Source organism: Colwellia sp. Bg11-12 (assembly GCF_014076955.1).
Taxonomy (GTDB): Bacteria; Pseudomonadota; Gammaproteobacteria; order Enterobacterales; family Alteromonadaceae; genus Colwellia_A.
In genome coordinates this window covers 1-23,120 of sequence record NZ_JACGUZ010000075.1, presented here as the reverse complement: position 1 = coordinate 23,120, position 23,120 = coordinate 1, and the positions used below count along the sequence as shown (strand labels likewise).

Here is a 23,120-nt window from a genome sequence, read left to right as displayed (position 1 = left end):
TCAAGTGCTGATTCTTAAGCTTGAGTGATATATAATTTATCGGTTTTTATTCTTCAACGGCGACACTTGCAAAGCAATGTAAGTTAAATTTAGGTTTTTTAATTAAATGCAGTTAATACGCGGTATCCACAATATTAAAGCTGAAGATCATGGCTGTGTGTTAACCATAGGTAATTTTGATGGTGTTCATTTGGGGCATGCTCGTGTGATAAAAGCCTTAATTGAAAAAGCCAAAGCATTGAACTGTACACCTGCAGTGATGATTTTTGAGCCACAACCACAAGAATTATTTTCTCCTGAAACGGCGCCTGCAAGATTGACACGTTTGCGAGATAAATATTTTTTATTAAAAAACCTGGGTGTAGAACGCTTAATTTGTGTGAACTTTCATCGAGAATTTGCCCGTAAAAGCGCGTCAGAATTTATAGAGCAATTATTAGTAAAACAATTAGGCATTAAACATTTAATTATTGGTGATGATTTTCGTTTTGGTGAGAACCGTCTTGGTGATTTTAGTTTACTTAAACAGGCAGGTGAAAAATTTGATTTTACTGTTTCTGATACCGCAAGTTTTAAACTTGAAGACAGTCGGATCAGTAGTACCAAAATACGTAATGCCTTAGAAGAAAATGAGTTAGCCGATGTAGAAAAAATGCTGGGTCGTGCTTATTCCATTATAGGTCGTGTTTTTCATGGCGATAAACGTGGTCGGCAGTTGGGATTTCCAACAGCTAATGTGCTATTAAAAAGACGAGTTTCGCCTATTTCAGGTGTGTTTGTTGTAAAAGTTAATACGGTTGAAGATTGTTTTTATGGTGTGGCTAACATAGGTTCAAGGCCTACGGTTGCAGGTATAAGACAACAATTGGAAGTACATATTTTTAACTTTAACAAAGATATATACGGTCAAACCATTGAAGTGGTTATGCTGAAAAAACTAAGAAATGAAATAAAATTTTCATCATTAGATGAATTAACAACGCAAATATCACAAGACAGCGAACAGGCAAAGGCCTTTGTTCAAAACTTGTAAATAAACAGATACGTGAGTTAATAATAAAATTAATATGTAACCGATGTTGATTTTATTATTAACTTATTAGAGGCTAACCACCAGTTAGCGAATATAACAACGGATAATGATTTAAATGAGTGATTATAAACAAACCCTAAACTTGCCAGCTACTTCTTTCGCGATGAAAGGTAACATGGCAAACCGTGAACCAAACATGCTAAAAGAGTGGGCTGAGAAAGACTTGTATGGCCAAATTCGTGAAGCTAAGAAAGGTAAAAAGTCATTTATTTTGCATGACGGTCCTCCGTATGCAAATGGTGATATTCATTTAGGTCACTCAGTTAATAAAATTCTTAAAGATATTATTGTTAAATCAAAAACATTATCTGATTTCAATGCGCCATTCGTTCCAGGTTGGGATTGTCATGGTTTACCGATTGAATTAATGGTTGAGAAAAAAATTGGCAAACCGGGGCATAAAGTCTCAGCAAGTGTTTTTCGCGAAAAATGTCGTGAATATGCAGCCAAGCAAGTTATTGGACAGCGTGAAGATTTCAAACGTTTAGGTATCTTTGCTGATTGGGAAAAACCTTATCTCACTATGGATTTTGGCACTGAAGCAAATATCATTCGTGCTTTAGGTAAAATTGCTGAAAATGGTCATTTACATCAAGGTTTCAAACCTGTTCATTGGTGTACAGATTGTGGTTCTTCTTTAGCCGAAGCTGAAGTTGAGTATAAAGATAAACAGTCTCCTGCGATTGATGTGAAATTTACTGTTGTTGACCAAAGCGTTGCTGACAAGTTTGATCATCCAGAGGGGCATCAAGGTGAAGGCAACGTTTCAGTTGTTATCTGGACAACAACACCTTGGACATTACCGGCTAACCGCGCGGTTTCAGTAAATGCTGATGTTGAATATACGCTAGTACAATGTGAAACCGAGCAAGGTAAAGAACGTTTTATCATCGCGTCTGACTTAGTCACAAGTTGTATGGACCGTTTCGGTATTGATAAATACCATGCGTTAGGTTTTTGTAAAGGTAGCGATTTAGACTTAGTGCAACTAAAACATCCTTTTTATGATTTTACTGTGCCAATGATTTTAGGTGAACACGTTACTACCGACTCTGGTACAGGTTGTGTTCATACAGCACCTGGTCACGGTGTTGAAGATTTCGTGGTGGGTAAAATATACAACCTTGAAGTGGCAAATCCTGTTGGTGCGAATGGTGTTTATTTAGAAGATACGCCATTATTTGCAGGTCAACATGTTTTTAAAGCCAATGTGAATGTCGTTGAAACATTGAAAGAACATGGCACTTTAGTACACCACCATGCAATAGAGCATTCTTACCCGCATTGCTGGCGCCACAAAACACCATTAATTTTTCGTGCTACACCACAATGGTTTATTAGCATGGACAAAAAAGGCTTACGTCAAGATTCATTAAACGAAATTGAAAAAACCCAATGGATCCCTGATTGGGGGCAACGCCGTATTGAATTGATGGTTGAAGCTCGTCCTGATTGGTGTATTTCACGCCAACGTACGTGGGGCGTGCCAATGGCATTATTTATACATCAAGATTCAGGTGCTTTGCATCCACGTAGCATTGAGTTAATTGAAACAGTTGCTAAACGTGTTGAAGAAAAAGGCATTCAAGCGTGGTTTGATTTAGACGCTGCTGAACTTATTGGCGATGACGCAAAAGAATATATCAAAGTACCTGATACTTTAGATGTATGGTTTGACTCAGGTACTACACATTACTCTGTTGTTAATGCACGTGAAGAATTTGATGGTGTTGCAGATTTATACCTTGAAGGTTCAGATCAACATCGTGGTTGGTTTATGTCGTCAATGATTTCATCGGTAGCGATGAATGGTAAAGCACCTTATAAACAAGTACTGACTCATGGTTTTACCGTTGATACTAACGGTCATAAAATGTCTAAATCTTTAGGGAATGTTATCACTCCAAAAGAAATTACCAGTAAGTTAGGGGCTGATATTTTACGTTTATGGGTGGCTTCAGTTAACTATACGCAAGAAATAACCGTCTCTGACGAAATTTTTAAACGCCAAGCTGATGCTTACCGACGTATTCGTAATACTTCGCGCTTTTTATTATCAAACCTTAATGGTTTTGATCCAAAAACAGATTCAGTTGCTTTTGACGATATGGTTGCTCTTGATCGCTGGGCTATTGATAAAGCCGCACAATTGCAAAAAGAAATTGTTAGCGCTTATGACGAATATGAATTCAATGTAGTTGTTCATAAACTGATGAACTTCTGTACTACCGAGTTAGGTGGATTCTATTTAGATATTATTAAAGACCGCCAGTACACCGCGAAAGACGACAGTACTGCTCGTCGTTCATGTCAAACAGCCATGTACTTAATTGCTGAAGCGATGACTCGTTGGATGGCACCTATTTTATCTTTTACTGCACAAGAAATTTGGCAGGCGCTACCGACACCATCTGGTGAAACACGTGATGAATTCGTTTTTACGGGTGTTTGGTTTAATGGCTTGCCTAAAGCAGAAACAAGTAATGCATTAAACAATGATTACTGGAATGAAATTTTACTGGTGCGCACTGAAGTAAACAAAGCCTTAGAGAATGCCCGTAAAGAAAAGCAAGTGGGTAAAGGACTTGAAGCGTCAGTTACTTTATATACTACCGCTGAGTTGGCTGAAAAATTACAGCAGTTAGGCGAAGAACTTCGTTTTGTTCTGATCACCTCTAAAGCGACGGTTGAAGTGGTTGAAAGCGCTCCAGAGGGTGTCTTAGCAACTGAGATTGAAGGTTTATGGTTAACTGTTGCTCCAGCAGAGGGGACTAAATGTGAACGTTGCTGGCATGTTACTGAAGACATAGGACAAGATGAAAAGCATCCTGAACTTTGCGGACGTTGTATAACTAACGTAGAGGGTGAGGGCGAGATTCGCCAATTCGCCTAAATATTTGCGTATTCTTTGCTATTTCATCCAAGAGTTGCATCGAAAGTACTCACCTAGTGAACTAGGCTCCGTGCTTTCTCTTTACTCTTGAATGAACTAGTTTTGAATAAGCCAATATTCTATTGATTAGTTTTGCTGGAAAGGCTGTCAACTGACATGCCAATAAAAGCTTCAATAATCTTTTTATCGCTATCAAAAATTAAATAGAAAAATCATAAATATGCAAATGAATAAACTTTTTACAGAAACAGGTTTTAAATGGTTATGGTTAACTGTTTTATTTTTGATCATTGACCAAGTAACCAAGTATTTAGTTGTTAACGCTTTCGACTTGGGCGAATCAATGAATATTTTACCTTTTTTCGATTTAAGATATGTTCAAAACCCTGGAGCCGCTTTTAGTTTTCTTGCGGATCAAGACGGGTGGCAACGTTGGTTTTTTACCATCATTGCTGCTGTTGCTAGTGTGGTATTTTTAGTGTGGTTGGCTAAAACGCCAAAATCAAACCCATTATTGAGTATTGCTTTAGCGTTTATGCTAAGTGGGGCAGTGGGTAATTTAATTGACCGCGCATTATTTGGCTATGTTATCGATATGTTAGATTTTCATATTGCTGGTAACCATTGGCCCGTTTTTAATATTGCTGATTCTGCTATTTTTATTGGTGCAGCAGTGATGATTTTTGATTCATTTAAGAACGGTGAACCAGCAAAAAAATCTGAAACCAAATAACGCTTAATAGATAAGAGTATACGAGAAATATAATGACTATGTTAATTACTGAAAAATCTCAAGTTATCACACATATCACCATGAAACTATCTGACGGCTCAGCTGCAGACAGTACAAAAGTTAATAAAAAACCGGCTAAAATAGTGATGGGCGATGCAAGTATTTCACCTGCTTTTGAAGCACAACTATTAGGACTCGCTGCTGGAGATTCTAAAGAATTTACCCTTGAAGCAAAAGATGCTTTTGGCGAGCCCAACCCTGACAACTTCCATTACGTTGACGCCGATAAATTTGGTAGTGACGTACCTGCTGAAGTGGGCAGTATTATTACGTTTACTCAACCTGGGAATATAGAATTACCAGGAATGGTAAAAGAAATTGTTGGTACATCCGTAACTATTGATTTCAATCATCCATTAGCTGGACAAGCCGTTACTTTTGTTATCGACGTTGTTGAAGTCTTATAGTTGTTAACTCTTAGGACTTGTATTGAGTCCTTCAGGAAAAAATCATGGAAATTATTTTAGCTAACCCTCGTGGTTTTTGTGCTGGTGTAGACCGAGCAATTAGTATTGTAGACAGAGCGTTAGACTTATTTGGTGCACCTATTTATGTGCGCCATGAAGTCGTACATAACAAGTTTGTTGTTGATGGCTTAAAAGACCGAGGCGCAATCTTTGTTGATGAACTCTTTGAAGTTCCTGATGACAATACCGTTATTTTTAGTGCTCATGGCGTCTCTAAAGCTGTACGTAAACAAGCTAAAGATCGTGGCCTGAAGGTGTTTGACGCGACTTGTCCGTTAGTCACTAAAGTACATATGGAAGTTTCACGTACGAGCCGTAAAAATATTGAATGTATTCTTATTGGTCACGCCGGACACCCTGAAGTAGAAGGGACTATGGGGCAGTATGAAAGTGAACAAGGTGGGATTTATTTAGTTGAGTCAGTTGCTGACGTGGCAACACTTGAAGTTAAAGACCCATCTCAGTTGTATTACTGTAGTCAAACAACATTATCAATTGATGATACCTCTGAAGTCATTGATGCCTTAAGAAAAAAGTTTGTGCTCATTAAGGGCCCACGCAAAGACGATATTTGTTATGCGACTCAAAATCGTCAAGATGCTGTGCGTACTATCTCTGCAGAAGTTGATCTACTTCTAGTCGTAGGGGCGAAGAATAGCTCTAACTCTAATCGTTTACGTGAACTCTCTGAGAAGTTGGGCACACCTTCTTACTTGATCGATACCTTTGCTGATATTCAACCACAGTGGCTTGATAATATTAAAAAAATTGGTGTTACTGCGGGGGCTTCAGCACCTGCAATACTTATCCAACAAGTTATTGATGCATTAAAAGACTTTGGTGGTCAAGAGGTTATCGAATATCCTGGTCGTGAAGAGAATACTGTATTTGCGGTACCCATAGAATTACGCTAGTCTTAAAATATTAGGTTAAGTGATTGAATATAATTTTATCCTTCTTCAAGCGGTAAAATTTCAAGTGCATTAATGACAATATTCATTACTTAACCTTATTATCATGAATAGTAGCTGTGTAAATTAGCTATTCAATAATAGATTTTAAGGTATGGGTTAATGCGGTTCACGTTAGTGATTTTTAACACATATAAGTTTACCACCGAATTCTTCGCCCTAGGCTTAGTTTCGTTTATTTTTGTCTGTAAAATCTTATTTTTATTTTTTTACCGTTTATTACTTAAAAGTATACTCGCCCGTGTTTTTTCTTTTATTTTTCTCCCTCTCACTCTATATTTTAAAGCACAATTTATCTGTCTAGTTAGCCACGATTGGCAGTGTATTAAGGAATGTTATGCGCAATAACTTATTTAGGATCAGCTACCCCAATAAAAAACCCCTTTCAGTGAATAAGGGGATGACACTTATTGAAGTTTTAGTCGCTTTGGTGATTTTGGTGACAGGAATCTTTGGCGCCGTAGCGATGCAGGCATCAGCTAAAAAAGGTAGCTTCGATGCGATGCAACGTTCTGTTGCCTCAGCGTTAGCGCAAGATATTATTGAACGAATGCGTAGCAATGACTCTGATTTTCTAGTCTTAGAGACCTATCAAGGTGTTTATGGTGCTGCTTTAAACGCAATACCTGGTGTGAGGTGTAATTCAGCTGCCTCTTTGTGTACGAGTGCCCAAATGGTGACTAATGACTTGTATGAATGGGAAGTAAAGTTAATGGGGGCTGATGTGACCGCTGGAGGTAAAAATTCAGGGGGATTAGTGGGCGCTTTTGGCTGTATTGATCATAACAGAAACGCAGTCACCGTGGTGATAAGCTGGCAAGGCAGAATAGAAACGGCTGACGGCTATGATGCCAATAACAATAGTTCAGCGGCGGCAACATTAGCAAACGCTTGCGGCACAAGTGATAATAAACGTCGACAAGTTACCGTTGAAGCCTTCGTGTATTAAGGCGGTAAACGGTAAGTTGGTGTGAAGTGGTAATAAGTATTGAGTTTATTTTAGATAAGAGAAGATGATGGTTAATGCTCAACGAGGTTTTAGTTTAATTGAAATATTTATATCGCTTGCGGTAGGTTTAATGTTGTTGTTAGGTATATTAAGTATTTTTGTTGGTATGAAAACGACCACTGTTGAGACGACCAGTTATGGAGAGTTACAAGAAAATGGCAGATATGCGATTAGCTTACTGAGTGATGACTTATTACGGCAAGGTTTTTGGGGGGATTTATCGGGATCACTTGATGTAAGTGGCTTGGTAAGTTCACCATTACCAACGACGGTTGCGGGTGACTGTATTGGTGAAGGCGTAAATAATGCCAGTTTTCCTGCGGCTATTGGTCATTTTAGAACATTGTGGGGCAAAACAGTCAATAATGCGACGTTAATGGGCTGTATTAACAATGCAAAAATAGGCTCTGATGTGTTGCAGCTCAAACGAGCGGTTTCATCGACGACAGCCTTAGCAGATATCTCTAGTGATGATTATTATATTATTTCAAATTCAAACACCGCAGGTATATTTGCCGGTGGGGCTGCCGTACCCAGTGTGAATTTTGGTCAAATTTGGGAGTATCAACAGCATATTTATTATATTCGTGAAGACAGCCAAGGCACTAATAACGTTCCCGTTTTAGTTCAAGGCCGATTACAAAATAAAGCGTTAGTGATGAACCTTGATATGGTGGTCGAAGGCATCGAATATATTCGTTTTATGTATGGTGTCGATACGACTAATAATGGTGTAGTGAATGCTTTTATTTCAGCTGATAATATGGCTAATAGTTATTGGGATAATGAAAGTGATGTTCGGATACTCGCGGTTAAGATTTTTGTCTTAGCACGAAATATTTTACCGGATCGAGATTACGAAAATTTAAATAGTTATCAGCTTGGTGATCTCAATATTGATTTTATTGATGGGGACGGTAAAGGTGACAATTACCGACGTTTATTATTTAGTTCTACCATTACACTTTACAATGCGAGGGTCGACTCATGGCCATAAGATTAATGAAACAGAATCATTCACTCTATCATCGAGATTTAAATATGCAGTACTCTAAGCAAAGTGGTGTTGTACTGATTGTTTCACTGGTTTTTTTGATTGCTTTAACCGCAGTTGCTGCTGCATTAATGCAAAATACCACTATAGATATGAAAATGTCAGGAGCAAGTGAAGAAAAAGTGGTGGCTACCCAGGAAGCGGTAAGTGCCATTGATGAAGTTATTTATAAAGAAGTAACACAAATAAGCGGGACCAATGCTTTTGCTTCTGAAATTGCAAGGTTTCCACTCTCTCCAACAGTGAGAAGTGCAAGTAATACCAGCGCAGAAATAACGCTGGCTAATCCGTATAAGATTGAAGCCGATTGCCCCCACTCTCGAGCAGCTTCTTCTGTACAGGTGTTTAAGTGTAATGTACTTAAAGTACAGGTTACTCGACTGTATGGTCGCACCAATAAAAGCACTATTGAAGTTAATTCAGGTGTATCGCAACAACTACTTAATGTGGGGAACTGATCATGAAAAAGTTATTATTATTTGGCTCATTGATATTTACATCACTTACTGCTTATAGTGAAGATATTGAACTTTATATTGGTGATGCAGCGCAACGTACTGGCAATAAACCACAAGTACTGATTATTTTTGATAACTCTGGCAGCATGAATAGTTTAGAGTCAGTCGATGAGCCATATGATCCTAATATAGTTTACCCCGCAGTTGGAGGTTTAAATTCGTTATCTGATAGATTTATTTATTTCACAAAAGGTGGCATTGATGGCGCTTCTTCAATTACCCCCGACAGTCCAAGTGAAAGCCGTCGTTTTCTCGATGCAATAAATAGCTGTGCAACTGCCCGTGAACGTTTGGCATCTGTTGGCTTTTATACTGGACACATTCGTGAATATGCCTTTCAAGGAAATTCAGGTAGCTGGCAAGAAATTCCCGATAACAATGGTGCTAATATTGATGTAATTGACTGTGAAGATGATGTTAATTTAGTGCCTGCAAACCCTGAAGATAATGCAGGTATAGAAACAAATGGCGGTACCGTTGTTGATTTACCTGATGGCTTTCCCATCGATGGTGAAGGGTCTAAACAAAGTCCTGTTTATTATACGGTAAACGCCAATAATTCAAATGTTATTTGGTCGGGTGAGGTTGTTACGCTTTATACCGACAACTATTTGCGTTGGGCAAATAGTGAGTCACTTGACCAGGTTAATCGTACCCGTTTAGAAATAGCACAAGATACGGTTACTGATTTAATTGAATCAGCACCTTCCGTTGATTTTGGCTTACAAGTTTTCAATTATAATCATTCCGGTGAATATGTTCGTGACGGTGGCAGAATTGTTTTTGGTATCCAAGAAATGACTGCAGCAGCTCGCGCTGAATTAGTAAATATTATTGATTTAGACATTGATGCAGAAACAAATACACCGTTATGCGAATCTCTTTACGAAGCCTCACGATACTTTAGTGGCAAATCAGTAGACTTTGGTGATAATGATTCAAATTCTGGAAGTAATTATCGGGGCAATACGCCGCCAAGAGATACAGCAATAGAAGATAGAGGTGTCTATAAATCTCCTTATAATTCATGTACTAATGAGGTTTATGTGATCATTATTACTGATGGGGAGCCAACTCGAGATCTTGCCGCTGACAGTTATATTAGAAATTTGCCTGACATTGGATTACCTTTTGATGTTAATGGCACTGATAATTATTTAGCTGCGCTAGCCGGTTGGATGCATACTCATGATCTACATAGCACATTACCCGATGTACAATCAGCAACACTTTTTACTATCGGTTTTGGTCAAGACGCTATTGATGATGCGGGTGAGTTATTACGAGAGGCTGCAAGCTTAGGTGGAGGGCAATATTACCCCGCTAGAGATCCTAGTGCTTTACTCGCCTCACTTCAGGCGGCATTAACCAATATTTTAGAAGTGAATACCAGTTTTACCGCACCTTCGGTTGCCTCAAATAACTTTGATCGTACCGAAACCTTAGATTCTGTTTATTACGCAATGTTTGTTCCCGATCATGGTGCAAGATGGCAAGGTAATTTGAAAAAATTAAAAGTGACTAATGGTAAGCAGGTTGACAGAGTAGGCGTTGCAGCGATTGATGATAACGGTAATATTTCAAAAGACGCTAAAACTTTTTGGACAACAGATACTACACCTGATGGCAATGATGTTAAAAAGGGCGGGGTGGCTGAAATGTTACGCACCAAATCAGGTCGCGTTATCATTAGTGACCTCGGGGTGAACGATGCTCTAGCGCCATTAACCCGAACGAATGCTGAAACATCTTACGGTGATGCTGCCACACTCGCTGTTGAGTTGGATGTCCCGGTTAATGAAATTGACAGTATGCTTAATTGGGCGAAGGGAATTGATGTTGATGATGCTGATAACGATGGTTTGATCACTGATATTCGAGGTGATGTTTTTGGTGACCCATTACACTCTAAACCTTTAGTTGTTAACTATGGAGGTGTCAGTACAAATCAGGATATCCGAATTATTGTTGGTACCAATGCAGGCGTTTTACATATGTTTGACGATAATGGAGCAACAGTTGATGAAAACTGGGCTTTTATGCCTAAAGAATTTTTTTCAAAAATAAAAGGCTTACGTGAAAACTTTACTTCATCAGGTAAATCATACGGCATAGACAGCCCAGCCGTTTCATACTTGCTGGACGTTAATGGTGATGGGTCTATTGATAGCGCAAGTGGAGATAAAGCGTGGATATTTTTTGGTTTACGTCGTGGTGGCTCTTCATATTATGCGATGGATGTTAGTGATCCCGATACTCCTAAGTTATTGTGGCACATAGATGCAAGCTCTCCAGGATTTAGCCATTTAGGACAATCATGGTCGCAACCTAAAATAGGGTTTTCAGCGCTTAATATAGATAATGGTACACCAAAACCTGTACTCTTTTTTGCTGGCGGGTATGACACAACTAAAGATAACTTAACCGTTGGTGCAGATGATACCTTAGGTCGAGCTGTTTATATGGTCGATGCTGAAACAGGCGTACTAAAATGGAGTTTAAGCCCTGATGCAACGAGTGCGACTAATACTCAATTTACTGAGATAACTGATAGTGTGCCTTCTAGCCTTGCTATTTTAGACAGTGATTCTGATGGCTTAACAGATCGTCTTTATTTTGGCGATACGGGTGGAAATGTTTGGCGGGTTGATATGCCAGGCAATGCTCCCTTTAGTGGAACATCGCCGTGGACTGCCTTTAAATTAGCTGAGTTTGGTGGAACAACTCATGCGACGGATCGCCGTTTTTTTAGCGAACCTTCAATTGCTAGAACGTACATTTCAGACACGATAGAAACTACATCAGTAGATGCTAATGGTATTAGCTCAACCGTGGTAACAAAACAGGAAAGACCCTACGAAGCGATACTTATTGGAAGTGGCGACCGTTCAACACCTGCGGCAAATGATACTGACGATAAATTTTTCATGATTAAAGATGCAAATATTATCACTACCTCATTCGTTTCTTCACCCACACACCCTCAACGTGCAATACCTTCAGTTATATTAGCGGGGGATCTTTATAATTATACAAATAATCCGTTTGGTCAGGCGTTGACTACAGCTGCTCGTCAGACACTGGAAATAGCAGTAGGCAACAAAAAAGGGTGGTTTATTGATTTCGTCGGTGACGGTGAAAAAAATACGGCGTCAGCTATTGTTATAAATGGAGTCGTATATTTTACCTCCTTTACGCCCGCTGCCGTATCTTCTGACCCTGATAGTTGTGAATTAAGTGATGGTTCTGGTATTTTATATGCGGTTAATTTAGCGTTAGGTACGACTGTTTATGATTGGAGGACTTGGGAAATTGCTGCTGGTATTCCAGATACACCATCAATTATTATTACTAAAGATCCACAAGAGCCTACCGTACCATGCACTGAAAATTGTGCTCCGATTGAAGAAGGAGAGGTGATTGCTACAATAAAGCTATTAGCAGGTAAAATTATACCGTTGGGTATTAGCTTAGAAACCTCAAGAACTTACCTTTATGTGACGGAGTCGAAGTAATGATAAAAATATCAATAGTCAAAGGTTTTACTTTACTTGAACTCATGATCTCAGTCGCGGTGGTTGGGATCATAGCTTCGGTTGCTTATCCGTCTTATATTGACAATATTTCCAGAGCAAACCGTAGTGAAGGTCAACGCGAGTTACTTAGACTAGCAAGCTTGCAAGAACAGTATTTTACTGATCACAGAGAGTACACAACAGATATGACAAAGTTAGGTGTTCCTGCTGATCCTTACATAACGGATTCTGGGTTTTATAGTATAGATGCTTCAGTTGTAGGGGTAACTTACACATTGACCGCATCGGCTAGAGGAACGCAAGCAACAAATGATTCATCTTGTTTAATGTTATCTATCACTGATACGGGTAAGAAAGCTGCAACATCAACCAATTGCTGGGAGTAATATGATGAAACTATTATTTAAGCGTTATCTCACGCCAAGCTTACTTTTAGCTAGTTTACTTTTTATAAGTATCGACAGTATGGCAAAAACAGGCGCACAAGCATCAAAAGTTAAGGTTAAATGCCATGTTGAATTAATGGGCGGGACAGACATTATTCATTTTGGCATTATTAAAGCTAAAGGCATTGCCAAATATACTCATTGGCTAGTGGGTAAAAAAGTGGCAACAGGGATTTCAAAGAAAAAGCAGCAAATTCATAAGGTAAAAGAATGTGTGAAATCTCAAGATGATTTCACGAGTGCTGTTTCAAAACAATTAGATGAAAATACTGCGCGTTAACTGTGGCTGAACTAAAGACAATTAATTTCATTACCTGAACGGTCTTCATCTATATTGTCGTTATCTGTATCAGAGGTAACATAAGAACGTCCAGATGAACTCACTGTTATTCCGCGTGACTTTTCAGCATAACCTTGTGGACAATAGCTAAAAGGGGTTGCACTAACACCTCCTAATATACTGCCAGTTGGTGTATATATAATGCTGTCTTGGCCGTATTGGAGTTTATCATTGTTCTTTATTTGAGCCTTTACGGTGATTAATCTTTCATCATTAGCTGGCTCATAAGTTTTGTCACCATCAATATCAATAAAGACGCTGAGTTCCTTGTGCCAATTAGTATCGCAACGGCTACTCGCATTGAGTGGACATAGAGTAACCGTTTGTTCTGCATTTATGGCGGTATTTCTCGCTGTTAATAACATACGTTGCAAGTGAGAAATTTCATTGTCGACGCGTGTCTCAACCAGGAAACTGTTGAAATTCGGTAGCGCTATCGCCATTAAGGTTGCCCCAATAGCAATAGTGACCATTAGCTCAACTAAGGTAAATCCATGCTTTGTGTTGTTTGATTGCAAATAATAACTCTTCATAATATCAGCCTTAACTTCTTGTTATATCAATGAGAGCACTTAGTCAGCCTTATTGATTACATCATATTCAAAACAGCGTCGAGAATATTTCAAGATAACTAAGTTATATCACTTAAGCTAATATTTCGCTAGGTTGCTCAGGTGGATATGAGAAACTAGATTTTTTGGGATTTACAGAACATTGAGTTTTAATGGTGTAACTTATTTTAATTTATTAATTACAATGAATCATTCTGCCACTGCGATTTTCATCTGTGCCGTCCATATTTTGATCGGTAGATAAATAAAAGCGACCAGCACCTGAAATAATAATTCCCCGTGACTTGTTACTATGATTCTTTGGGCAGTAACGAAAAGTACCATTTCCCCCCCAAACCGCAAGCCGGCCGCTAGGTGCATAAATTAATGCTGTTCTTCCTTGGGCGTATTGCAATTTATCGCCAGACTTTATCGCTAACTTTATTTTTATAATAACTTCAGCGCTTGAGGGATCAAGTGCTTTATTTTTATTGTCATCATAAAATACACTTAGCTCTTCATGCCATTGGTTAGAGCACTGTCCTGATTTATTTAATGGACATACCGTAACAAAACGTTCTTGATTAACCGCATGATTCCTCGTTAATAAGAGCAACCGGTGCAGAGCTGAAATTTCATTATTAACTCGTATTTTGATGAATAAATCTGCAAAGCTGGGCAGCGCTACTGTAGCGATAGAGATCAGTATAGCGAGAGTGATTAATGTTTCAATGAGGGTGAAACCAACGATTTTGAATGTGTTGTATGACATAGTAGCAAGCCGTCCGTTGGCTAAATTAATGTGCTACTAATTATGGCTGTTAACTTTTGATTTACAAGTTTTGTGTATTTAATTAACTGTAGATTGTTGGGATAGCTAACCTCTTATGTTGTGTTTTTTTATAAATATTCATAATAAGTGTCTGTATTTCAGGTGTTACCTGCTTTCCTTCAAGAAAGTCATCTAAATCATCATAACTCATCCCTAAAGCATCTTCGTCTGTTTTACCCGGTTCCAAGTCTTCTAAATCAGCTGTTGGTGCTTTATTGATTAACAAGTCTGGAGCACCTAACTTTTCAGCCAATGATCTTACTTGACGTTTTGATAGGCCAAATAAAGGAGCTAAATCACAGGCACCGTCACCCCATTTAGTAAAAAATCCAGTAATATTTTCTGCTGAATGATCTGTACCTAAAACAAGTGCACCGACAATACCGGCTATATGATATTGCATGACCATTCTGCTACGGGCTTTTACATTACCTTTTGAAAAATCAATTTTTGCTTCATTGGCTGATAATATATTTGCTTGATCTAGTGCGTTAATAGTTTCAGTGTGAATACCATTTGCCGCATCAGCAATATTCGTGGTTAAGCAATGTGTCGGTTGAATAAAGCTCAAAGCGAGCTGAGCATCGTCTTCATCGGCTTGAATGCTGTAAGGTAGTCGCACAGCAATAAATTGATAAACAATGGCTGAATTTTTATTTAAAACTTTTTCTTCAGCATTGAGCTCTGAAACGGCAAGTTGAGCAAGACGACCGCAAGTAGAAGAGTCAACACCACCACTAATACCTAAAACCAAATTATTTAATCCTGACGTTTTAAGTGTCTTCTTTATAAATTCAATTCGGCGCTTTATTTCAAAATCGACATCTATTTGTGGTAAAACTTTCATTTCATTTATAATTAATTGCAGATCCATTGAATGTCCTTTGCCATTTATTCGATAGGAGAAATAATCCCATTGTAACGTATCCCCGTGATACTTCAAAATAAAGGAAACTAGCATTTTGGAGTTTCAGGGGGATCTAAAATTTAAATGGCGTAGAATAAATATAGGGCTTGGGTTTAATTCATATAATTGTGTACAATTCAAAGTATATTTTGCGGGTAATGGACAATAAAAATGAAAAAAATTGAAGCAATTATCAAACCCTTTAAAATGGATGATGTGCGTGAAGCACTGAGTGAAATCGGGGTAACTGGCATGACAGTTTCAGAAGTTAAAGGCTTTGGCCGACAAAAAGGCCATACCGAACTCTATCGTGGTGCTGAGTACATGGTAGATTTTTTGCCAAAAGTAAAATTAGAAATTGTTGTTGCCACAGAGCAAGTAGAGCGCTGTGTTAACGCAATTATTGAAACTGCACAAACGGGTAAAATTGGTGATGGAAAAATTTTCATTACTGATGTTGAACGTGTCATTCGCATTCGTACAGGCGAAGAAGACGAAGCAGCTATATAAATTTTTTAGGTAAATTAGTCATAAAAAAAGCCCACTTAGTCTTTATACTAAGTGGGCTTTATTTTGAGCATAATTTAACGAGTCAAAAATTTATTATTTGGATAATTAGCGACTAATACTTGCTTAGCATTAGTTTTTAAATCCATTAAACCTAACTTGTCGTAACACTCAATCATAATTTCTAGAGCTTGTTCTACTTGTTGGCTTGGTGAGAAGTATTCAACAATATATTTACCACGATTTGCTGCTGATGCCCAAGCATCACGTTTCATGTAAAAACGGGCGACGGACAATTCATATTTAGCTAACCGTGATTTTATACCTATCATACGTTTGCGTGAATCAGCGGCATATTTACTTTGAGGTAAGTCAGTAATAATTGTTTTAAAATCTTTAAAGGCTTCACGGGCCGCAGTTGGGTCTCTATCAGAGCGATCAATCCCGGCTAATTCTTGGAACATATTATCTTCAGTCGAGATATTGATTAATGCGCGCATGTAATAAACATAATCAAGGTTTACATGATCTGGATTTAAGCGTAAGAATCGATCGGCTAAAGCAATGCCTTGAGCTGAGTCACCACTCTTGTAATAGGCGTAAATTAAGTCTAATTGTACCTGATGAGAAATAGGTCCAAATGGAAAGCGTGAGTCAATTGCCGATAAAATTTGGATAGCTCTTTGGTATAAGCCACTATCAAGCGCAGTTCTAGCATCAGTGAATAATGCTTGCGCTGACTTGTCTGGTACCTTTTCAATATCGGTTTTATCTGATGACGAACACGCCGCTAGCCCTAATGAAAGCACTAGTATTATCATTTTTATTGTCAATTTTTGCATAGACTTCGGTATCACTACTTTGTTTTAGTTAAAGGTATTAGTTAAATAAATATACGTCCTTTGCAAATTACTTAATGTAATTGAATTAGCAAAGAGGTAAAATAAACACTGGCATTCTAACCTAGCATACTTGCCTTGCACAGCGCTAATTCATAGTAAATTTATAGAGAGTTAAATAGAAATTTTAATGGCTGAAATAATTCAACATACAGATACGGTTCCTGAAACTTGTTTAGGTAAACGATTCGACCAAACATTAGCTGAGATGTTCCCTGAATATTCTCGTTCTCGCATAAAAGAATGGATCTTAGCAGGTCACGTTACTTTAAACGGCGCTATTTTAATCATACCTCGCGAGAAAATGTTTGGTGGGGAAGTTGTTAAAATATCAACTGAAGTTGAAGGTGATGTGCGATTTGAACCACAAAACCTTCCTTTAAATATCGTTTATGAAGATGACGATATTATCGTTATTAATAAACCTGCTGGTTTTGTTGTTCACCCTGGAGCAGGTAATCCTGACGGTACCGTGCTTAATGCTTTATTGTATTATTGCCCACAGCTTAATGTTGTACCTCGCGCAGGTATCGTTCACAGACTTGATAAAGACACAACGGGCTTGATGGTTATTGCTAAAACAATTGCTGCGCAAACAAATTTAGTTGATGCTATACAAGAGCGTGAAATCACGCGTGAGTATGAAGCGATTGCTAATGGTTTAATGACCGCTGGTGGTGTGGTTGATGAACCCATAGGTCGTCATTCAACTAAAAGAACTCACATGGCTGTTAGTCCTTTTGGTCGTCCATCGGTAACGCATTATCGTGTAATGGAAAAATTCCGTTTACACACACGTTTAAGATTACGTCTTGAAACAGGTCGTACGCACCAAATTCGTGTTCATATGGCGCATATTACTCACCCATTGATTGGTGATCCTAATTACGGTGGTCGTCCACGCCCACCTAAGAATGCGACAGAAGATTTGCGGGATGTACTTCGTGGTTTTAAACGACAAGCATTACATGCGGCAATGTTGTCATTGTTTCACCCTATTACCGGTGAAGAAATGACTTGGCATGCACCTATTCCAGACGATATGGTGAATTTGACAAATATTTTGCGTGAGGATTCAAAACTTAACGCAACAGACGACTATTTATAATAGTCTCTACAATGTAGAGTGGCCAGTACAAAATGTACTGGCTTTTACTACGACAAGACTCGCTCCTCAACAAAAAACGTTATCCCTTAATCATTCACACTCTTCGGCATACGACCAATTTAATTTGGGCAAACATGTTGGTGATGATCATGAGCATGTCAACAAAAATAGAGCTTCGTTACTCGCATACTTACCGTCGAATACCAAAATTCAATGGCTTGAACAAGTGCATGGTAATAAAGTTGTTACCATAGAGTCTCATTCAATAACGCCTTTAGTGGCTGATGCAGCAATCACTCGGCAAAAGAATATTGCTTTAGCCGTGATGACGGCAGATTGTTTACCCATACTACTAACATCGATTGACGGTAATGAAATTGCGGCCATTCATGGCGGATGGAAACCCTTAGCTAAAAATATTATTGCTCATACTCTTGATAATATGAAAACGGCGAATGAAAATGTTATTGCTTGGTTAGGTCCTTGTATTGGTCAATCTGCTTTTGAGGTAGGTGAAGAAGTAAAAATAGTGTTTGAACGTCAATCTGAAAAATTTTCATTGGCTTTTGTTCCTGCTGAGCAATCTGTTTCAACAAAAACTGAAGGTAACAATAAATACTTAGCAAACTTAGCGATGATCGCAAAAATTCAATTAAATGTACTTGGCATTAATAAGGTTCATCACTTAAATCACTGCACTTACTCTGACGAACAACAGTATTTTTCTTACCGACGAGATAGTATTACGGGCAGAATGGTTTCGATAATTTGTCGAAATTAGCTGTAAACATATAATAAAGTCAGTAAAACTTATTCCAAATCAAAAGCTTTTCACTTCTTTCCTTGAAATATTTCAATTTTATCCTTATCTATAAGGTATAAAAGAATATGTTTATTTATTAAGTAGGAGAGTCCCATGCGTTTAGATAGATTAACTCAAGCATTTCAGGTGGCTATTTCTGATGCCCAATCAATAGCATTAGGGCGGGATCATCAATTTATTGAACCCGTGCATATTATGCTCGCGCTATTAAATCAGAACGCGAGTAGCATTATCCCATTGTTGAAAAGTGCGGGTATTGATGTGAGATCACTGCGCGCTCAAATAGAAACGGTTATCGAAAAGCTCGCTCAGGTTTCAGGGTCTGGTGGTGATGTGCAACTTTCTTCTGCCATGGGGAATTTACTTAATCTCTGCGATAAATATGCCCAAAAAATGGGAGATAAATATATCTCTTCAGACGTTTTTATCCTTGCTGCCATCGAAGACAAAGGAAAGTTGGGGCAAATATTAAAATCATTAGGGGCCAGTGAACAACGGGTACAAGATGCAATATTGCATGTGCGCGGGGGGCAAAAGGTTGATGAACCCAATGCAGAAGATATTCGACAAGCACTCGATAAATATACGATTAATCTAACTGAACTCGCAGAGCAAGGAAAGCTTGATCCTGTTATTGGCCGAGATGATGAAATTCGCCGTACTATTCAAGTTTTACAGCGCCGTACAAAAAACAATCCTGTGTTAATTGGTCAACCGGGGGTGGGTAAAACTGCCATTGCCGAAGGCTTAGCACAGCGGATTATTAATCATGAGGTCCCTGAAGGTTTAAAGGGAAAACGAGTATTGTCACTTGATATGGGGGCACTAGTCGCTGGCGCTAAATACCGTGGTGAATTTGAAGAACGCTTAAAGGCGGTATTGAGCGAGCTAGCTAAAGAAGAAGGGCAAGTCATTTTGTTTATTGATGAGCTTCATACAATGGTTGGCGCAGGAAAATCTGATGGCGCAATGGATGCTGGAAATATGTTAAAACCAGCACTCGCCCGTGGCGACTTACATTGTGTAGGTGCCACAACACTAGATGAGTATAGAAAGTACATTGAAAAAGATGCGGCTTTAGAGCGTCGTTTTCAAAAAATATTAATTGAAGAGCCCAGTGTTGAAGACACCATTGCTATATTGCGTGGTTTAAAAGAACGTTACGAACTCCATCATAGTGTTGATATTACTGATCCTGCTATTGTTGCTGCTGCTACTTTGTCACATCGTTATATAAGTGATAGGCAATTACCTGATAAAGCGATAGATCTTATCGATGAAGCTGCATCAAGTATTCGCATGCAAATAGATTCTAAGCCAGAAGACTTAGATCGCTTAGAACGTCGTATCATTCAACTAAAATTAGAGCAACGAGCATTAGAAAAAGATTCAGATGATGCTTCTAAAAAACGTTTAGGGTTGATTTCATTAGATCTCAGCGTTTGCCAAAATAACTTTGACGAATTAGACGAAATTTGGAAAACAGAAAAGGCTGCTTTACATGGTACACAGGCTATAAAAGCTGATTTAGAACAGGCAAGGCTTGATTTAGAGGCTGCGCGACGTGTGGGCGATCTTAACCAAATGTCCGAATTACAATATGGCAAAATACCCGAGTTAGAAAAACAACTCGATTTAGCAAGCCAAGCAGAAATGCAAGAAATGACATTATTAAAAAATAAGGTCACAGAAGTTGAAATTGCTGATGTGTTAAGTAGAGCAACGGGTATTCCTGTTTCAAAAATGTTAGAAGAAGAGTGCGATAAGTTATTACAAATGGAAGATAATTTACATCAACGTGTAATTGGACAAACTGAAGCGGTTGTTAGTGTGTCAAATGCAATTAGGCGTTCAAGAGCAGGGCTTGCAGATCCCAGTCAGCCGATTGGTTCATTTTTATTCTTAGGTCCTACCGGTGTTGGGAAAACAGAATTAACTAAAGCTTTAGCGCATTATCTTTTTGACAGTGAAGATGCTCTTATTCGTGTCGATATGTCTGAATTTATGGAAAAACATTCAGTTTCTCGCTTAGTGGGGGCTCCCCCAGGTTACGTAGGATATGAAGAAGGTGGCTATTTAACAGAAGCTGTTCGACGCAAGCCCTATTCAGTTATTCTCCTTGATGAAATTGAAAAAGCGCACAGCGATGTCTTTAATATTCTATTACAAGTGCTTGATGATGGACGATTAACTGATGGCCAAGGACGTACCGTTGACTTTAAAAATACGGTTATCATTATGACCTCTAATATTGGCTCCGATCACATACAAACATTTGCAGATGATGGTCAATATGAAGAAATGAAAACAAAGGTGATGTCAGAGGTGAGTTTACACTTTAAACCTGAGTTCATTAACCGTATTGATGAAACCGTTGTTTTCCATCCCTTAATTTCACAACAAATAGAAAAAATAGCGGCGATACAAATTAATAGTTTACAAGAACGTTTAGCGGATCAAGATATTAAGTTATCAATAACACAGGAAGCGTTAGCGCTAATTTCTCTGGCTGGATTTGATCCATTATTTGGTGCACGGCCTTTAAAAAGAGTGATCAGACAGAAAATTGAAAATCCTTTAGCGCAGAAAATACTTTCTGGATCCTTTAAAAATAAAGGTGAAATAAATATAGACGTAAGTAATGGAGAGTTAGTTTTTAGGCATTGAAAATAAGCGGTTACTCTTCTTTTTTTATTGGCGCACAGTAAACCTCTGTGCGCTTTTGGTTTATTGCTAATTGCTGATTTTTTTCTTGTTCATTTAATATCTGTTTAACACCATTTTCATCCGTATATTGCAACTTTTTAAACGCTAACAACATGGCCAGATTCTCTTTTGCCTCCTTACATTTTTCAGATGTATTTATTGTAGATGGAATATTCTCTTTATCACTCTTAGGTAATCCAACTTTATTGGCAGGTAAAAGGGGCATAACATCGGCACGGCTAATGACTTTTGATTGGTTTGAAATTAGAAACTGCGTGTATTCATCGTTAATAGGTTGATGTTGACTAAAGTGTACGACATTATTTTTGTCAAGCCAGCGATAGACCACAAGCTCACTCGCAGAACAATAGCTAACATAGATAACAAGCCCAAAAGATATAATACGAAAATTCATTGAGTCACCCATAAGTTTTGAGAGAAAAGTCCCTTATACTTTATATAACAACACAATTGAAACTTTACAAATATAAGCAAAAGAATATTGTTCCATCACTCTCTAATATACCCATCATATAAATTTATGTTAGATTTAAATAAATCACTTTAAATAACTTCTTAAACAAGCGCACCAACAATGAATGATAAAAAAACAAATACTAGCACTCCTTCTAAAGGTATTTACTTACTACCTAATCTATTAACCACAGCAGGTCTGTTTTCAGGATTTTATGCCATAGTTTCATCAATGAACGGCCACTTTGTTAGTGCATCAGTGGCAATATTCATTGCGATGATATTTGATGGCTTAGATGGGCGTGTTGCAAGAATGACCAATACACAAAGTGATTTTGGTGCAGAATATGACAGCATGGCTGATATGGTATCTTTTGGTATAGCACCTGGGCTTGTTGCATATAACTGGGCACTATCGAGTTATGGGAAATTTGGTTGGTTAGCCGCTTTTGTTTTTGTTGCTTGTGCAGCACTTCGATTAGCGCGTTTTAATACACAAGTGGGTATTGCCGATGCACGCTTTTTTCAAGGGTTAGCTAGCCCAGCAGCGGCTGCAGTAATTGCGAGTTTAGTTTGGGTTGGCGCAGAATATCAAATAAACGGGCAAGACTATGGCATTGTTGTTGGTATTATTACCATGCTTTCAGGGTTGTTGATGGTAAGTAACTTTCGTTATAACAGCTTTAAAGATGTTGACTGGAAAGGGAAAGTGAATTTCTTTGTTGTGCTATTGATCGTACTAGCCTTCGTTATTGTTGCTTCTAGCCCAGAGAACGTACTACTTATCATCTTTGGTTTCTATGCTTGCTCCGGACCTTTCACTACTATTCGTTCTGTTAATAAGTTAAAACTAGAACATGTCGTCGGGGATGATAAAGATGAAGACTTTAAAGATCCGAAAGAAAAATAGCTTAGAACACTCAATTCTTGTTTGAACATATAGGCACTTTTGAGATAACTTTACTTTAGCTGCTCAAATAATCTGCAGCGCAACCGATGATTGTACGTTAACTAACCAAAAAAGTGATTGTTTCGAATATATGACAAAAAAGGGTTGACGCCCAGCGAAAAATGTCTAGAATGCGCTCCAGTTCCAAGGGGTTCAGTTAAAACGAACCACGAAAGAGCTGTTTTGATAAGTTATCTACATCGCTTTAGGGCAAAGTCGTTAACTTAACGTTTTAAAAGTAAGT

21 protein-coding genes are annotated in these 23,120 nt (G+C 38.3%); 16 read left to right on the top strand and 5 right to left on the bottom strand.

Features of this window, described 5'->3' with window-relative positions; genetic code table 11:
• The first annotated feature begins 106 nt into the window (after positions 1-106).
• From ribF to H4J39_RS13280, 11 genes are all read left to right on the top strand, one after another.
• Positions 107-1,033 (top strand): bifunctional riboflavin kinase/FAD synthetase, encoded by a 927-nt coding sequence (gene ribF / locus H4J39_RS13330; RefSeq protein WP_182228901.1) that lies wholly within the window; start codon positions 107-109, stop codon positions 1,031-1,033.
• Between the two features lie 115 nt (positions 1,034-1,148).
• Positions 1,149-3,986: an isoleucine--tRNA ligase gene (gene ileS, locus H4J39_RS13325; protein WP_182228900.1), complete on the top strand. Its 2,838-nt coding sequence runs from the start codon at positions 1,149-1,151 to the stop codon at positions 3,984-3,986.
• Positions 3,987-4,206: 220 nt separating this feature from the next.
• Positions 4,207-4,719 carry a signal peptidase II gene (gene lspA, locus H4J39_RS13320; RefSeq protein WP_404842694.1) on the top strand — a complete coding sequence of 171 codons (513 nt, stop codon included), beginning with the start codon at positions 4,207-4,209 and terminating at the stop codon, positions 4,717-4,719.
• A gap of 32 nt (positions 4,720-4,751) precedes the next feature.
• Positions 4,752-5,186 carry an FKBP-type peptidyl-prolyl cis-trans isomerase gene (fkpB, locus tag H4J39_RS13315; protein WP_220462200.1) on the top strand — a complete coding sequence of 145 codons (435 nt, stop codon included), beginning with the start codon at positions 4,752-4,754 and terminating at the stop codon, positions 5,184-5,186.
• A 44-nt stretch (positions 5,187-5,230) separates the two neighbouring features.
• Positions 5,231-6,160, top strand: coding sequence for a 4-hydroxy-3-methylbut-2-enyl diphosphate reductase (ispH, locus tag H4J39_RS13310; RefSeq protein ID WP_182228899.1), 930 nt, complete (start codon positions 5,231-5,233; stop codon positions 6,158-6,160).
• Positions 6,161-6,554: 394 nt separating this feature from the next.
• Positions 6,555-7,166, top strand: a complete 612-nt coding sequence (gene pilV / locus H4J39_RS13305) for a type IV pilus modification protein PilV (RefSeq protein ID WP_182228898.1) — start codon at positions 6,555-6,557, stop codon at positions 7,164-7,166.
• 67 nt (positions 7,167-7,233) lie between these two features.
• Positions 7,234-8,223, top strand: coding sequence for a PilW family protein (locus H4J39_RS13300; protein WP_182228897.1), 990 nt, complete (start codon positions 7,234-7,236; stop codon positions 8,221-8,223).
• Positions 8,214-8,738: a PilX N-terminal domain-containing pilus assembly protein gene (locus H4J39_RS13295; protein ID WP_182228896.1), complete on the top strand. Its 525-nt coding sequence runs from the start codon at positions 8,214-8,216 to the stop codon at positions 8,736-8,738. The genes H4J39_RS13300 and H4J39_RS13295 overlap by 10 nt, the downstream gene beginning before the upstream one ends.
• 2 nt (positions 8,739-8,740) lie before the next feature.
• Positions 8,741-12,313, top strand: coding sequence for a pilus assembly protein (locus H4J39_RS13290; RefSeq protein WP_182228895.1), 3,573 nt, complete (start codon positions 8,741-8,743; stop codon positions 12,311-12,313).
• A complete protein-coding gene (locus tag H4J39_RS13285) occupies positions 12,313-12,720 on the top strand; it encodes a type IV pilin protein (protein ID WP_220462199.1) in 408 nt (135 codons plus the stop codon). The genes H4J39_RS13290 and H4J39_RS13285 overlap by 1 nt, the downstream gene beginning before the upstream one ends.
• A 1-nt stretch (position 12,721) precedes the next feature.
• Positions 12,722-13,060, top strand: coding sequence for a TapY2 family type IVa secretion system protein (locus H4J39_RS13280; protein ID WP_182228894.1), 339 nt, complete (start codon positions 12,722-12,724; stop codon positions 13,058-13,060).
• A gap of 11 nt (positions 13,061-13,071) precedes the next feature.
• Here the strand turns inward: H4J39_RS13280 and H4J39_RS13275 are convergent, their stop codons facing one another.
• The 3 genes from H4J39_RS13275 to nadE all read right to left on the bottom strand — a co-directional run bounded on the left by H4J39_RS13275 (position 13,072) and on the right by nadE (position 15,377).
• Positions 13,072-13,653, bottom strand: a complete 582-nt coding sequence (locus H4J39_RS13275; protein WP_182228893.1) for a GspH/FimT family pseudopilin — start codon at positions 13,651-13,653, stop codon at positions 13,072-13,074.
• Positions 13,654-13,867: 214 nt separating this feature from the next.
• Positions 13,868-14,443, bottom strand: coding sequence for a GspH/FimT family pseudopilin (locus H4J39_RS13270; protein WP_182228892.1), 576 nt, complete (start codon positions 14,441-14,443; stop codon positions 13,868-13,870).
• Positions 14,444-14,525: 82 nt separating this feature from the next.
• On the bottom strand, positions 14,526-15,377 hold the full coding sequence (gene nadE, locus H4J39_RS13265) for an ammonia-dependent NAD(+) synthetase (protein ID WP_182228891.1): 852 nt from the start codon (positions 15,375-15,377) through the stop codon (positions 14,526-14,528).
• Positions 15,378-15,581: 204 nt separating this feature from the next.
• On the opposite strand from nadE, the gene glnB reads away from it, so the two are divergent.
• The gene (gene glnB, locus H4J39_RS13260) at positions 15,582-15,920 is read left to right on the top strand and encodes a nitrogen regulatory protein P-II (protein ID WP_182181605.1); all 339 of its coding nucleotides are present in this window, start codon (positions 15,582-15,584) and stop codon (positions 15,918-15,920) included.
• Positions 15,921-15,994: 74 nt separating this feature from the next.
• On the opposite strand, the gene H4J39_RS13255 is transcribed toward glnB, so the two are convergent.
• Entirely contained in the window at positions 15,995-16,759 is a 765-nt protein-coding gene (locus tag H4J39_RS13255) for an outer membrane protein assembly factor BamD (protein WP_182228890.1), read from the bottom strand.
• Between the two features lie 187 nt (positions 16,760-16,946).
• Here H4J39_RS13255 and rluD point away from each other — a divergent pair, with 187 nt between their 5' ends.
• The 3 genes from rluD (at position 16,947) to clpB (ending at position 21,414) form a co-directional block, all read left to right on the top strand.
• Complete coding sequence (rluD, locus tag H4J39_RS13250) at positions 16,947-17,924, top strand: 23S rRNA pseudouridine(1911/1915/1917) synthase RluD (protein ID WP_182181603.1); 978 nt, start codon at positions 16,947-16,949, stop codon at positions 17,922-17,924.
• A complete protein-coding gene (gene pgeF, locus H4J39_RS13245; protein WP_310649755.1) occupies positions 17,884-18,705 on the top strand; it encodes a peptidoglycan editing factor PgeF in 822 nt (273 codons plus the stop codon). The genes rluD and pgeF overlap by 41 nt, the downstream gene beginning before the upstream one ends.
• 135 nt (positions 18,706-18,840) lie before the next feature.
• A complete protein-coding gene (clpB, locus tag H4J39_RS13240) occupies positions 18,841-21,414 on the top strand; it encodes an ATP-dependent chaperone ClpB (protein WP_182228889.1) in 2,574 nt (857 codons plus the stop codon).
• A gap of 10 nt (positions 21,415-21,424) precedes the next feature.
• On the opposite strand, the gene H4J39_RS13235 is transcribed toward clpB, so the two are convergent.
• Positions 21,425-21,868, bottom strand: a complete 444-nt coding sequence (locus H4J39_RS13235; RefSeq protein WP_182228888.1) for a DUF4124 domain-containing protein — start codon at positions 21,866-21,868, stop codon at positions 21,425-21,427.
• A 180-nt stretch (positions 21,869-22,048) separates the two neighbouring features.
• Here H4J39_RS13235 and pssA point away from each other — a divergent pair, with 180 nt between their 5' ends.
• The gene (gene pssA, locus H4J39_RS13230) at positions 22,049-22,837 is read left to right on the top strand and encodes a CDP-diacylglycerol--serine O-phosphatidyltransferase (protein WP_182228887.1); all 789 of its coding nucleotides are present in this window, start codon (positions 22,049-22,051) and stop codon (positions 22,835-22,837) included.
• Positions 22,838-23,120 lie beyond the last annotated feature (283 nt).

Bases quoted from the DNA above. Each gene is read 5' to 3' on its own strand.
- ileS (WP_182228900.1), top strand. From the start codon at position 1,149: ATGAGTGATTATAAACAAACCCTAAACTTGCCAGCTACTTCTTTCGCG.
- fkpB (WP_220462200.1), top strand. From the start codon at position 4,752: ATGACTATGTTAATTACTGAAAAATCTCAAGTTATCACACATATCACC.
- ispH (WP_182228899.1), top strand. From the start codon at position 5,231: ATGGAAATTATTTTAGCTAACCCTCGTGGTTTTTGTGCTGGTGTAGAC.
- H4J39_RS13235 (WP_182228888.1), bottom strand. From the start codon at position 21,868: ATGAATTTTCGTATTATATCTTTTGGGCTTGTTATCTATGTTAGCTAT.
- H4J39_RS13295 (WP_182228896.1), top strand. From the start codon at position 8,214: ATGGCCATAAGATTAATGAAACAGAATCATTCACTCTATCATCGAGAT.
- H4J39_RS13255 (WP_182228890.1), bottom strand. From the start codon at position 16,759: ATGCAAAAATTGACAATAAAAATGATAATACTAGTGCTTTCATTAGGG.
- H4J39_RS13290 (WP_182228895.1), top strand. From the start codon at position 8,741: ATGAAAAAGTTATTATTATTTGGCTCATTGATATTTACATCACTTACT.
- H4J39_RS13285 (WP_220462199.1), top strand. From the start codon at position 12,313: ATGATAAAAATATCAATAGTCAAAGGTTTTACTTTACTTGAACTCATG.
- H4J39_RS13270 (WP_182228892.1), bottom strand. From the start codon at position 14,443: ATGTCATACAACACATTCAAAATCGTTGGTTTCACCCTCATTGAAACA.
- pssA (WP_182228887.1), top strand. From the start codon at position 22,049: ATGAATGATAAAAAAACAAATACTAGCACTCCTTCTAAAGGTATTTAC.
- nadE (WP_182228891.1), bottom strand. From the start codon at position 15,377: ATGGATCTGCAATTAATTATAAATGAAATGAAAGTTTTACCACAAATA.
- lspA (WP_404842694.1), top strand. From the start codon at position 4,207: ATGCAAATGAATAAACTTTTTACAGAAACAGGTTTTAAATGGTTATGG.
- pilV (WP_182228898.1), top strand. From the start codon at position 6,555: ATGCGCAATAACTTATTTAGGATCAGCTACCCCAATAAAAAACCCCTT.
- H4J39_RS13300 (WP_182228897.1), top strand. From the start codon at position 7,234: ATGGTTAATGCTCAACGAGGTTTTAGTTTAATTGAAATATTTATATCG.
- clpB (WP_182228889.1), top strand. From the start codon at position 18,841: ATGCGTTTAGATAGATTAACTCAAGCATTTCAGGTGGCTATTTCTGAT.
- ribF (WP_182228901.1), top strand. From the start codon at position 107: ATGCAGTTAATACGCGGTATCCACAATATTAAAGCTGAAGATCATGGC.
- glnB (WP_182181605.1), top strand. From the start codon at position 15,582: ATGAAAAAAATTGAAGCAATTATCAAACCCTTTAAAATGGATGATGTG.
- rluD (WP_182181603.1), top strand. From the start codon at position 16,947: ATGGCTGAAATAATTCAACATACAGATACGGTTCCTGAAACTTGTTTA.
- H4J39_RS13280 (WP_182228894.1), top strand. From the start codon at position 12,722: ATGATGAAACTATTATTTAAGCGTTATCTCACGCCAAGCTTACTTTTA.
- H4J39_RS13275 (WP_182228893.1), bottom strand. From the start codon at position 13,653: ATGAAGAGTTATTATTTGCAATCAAACAACACAAAGCATGGATTTACC.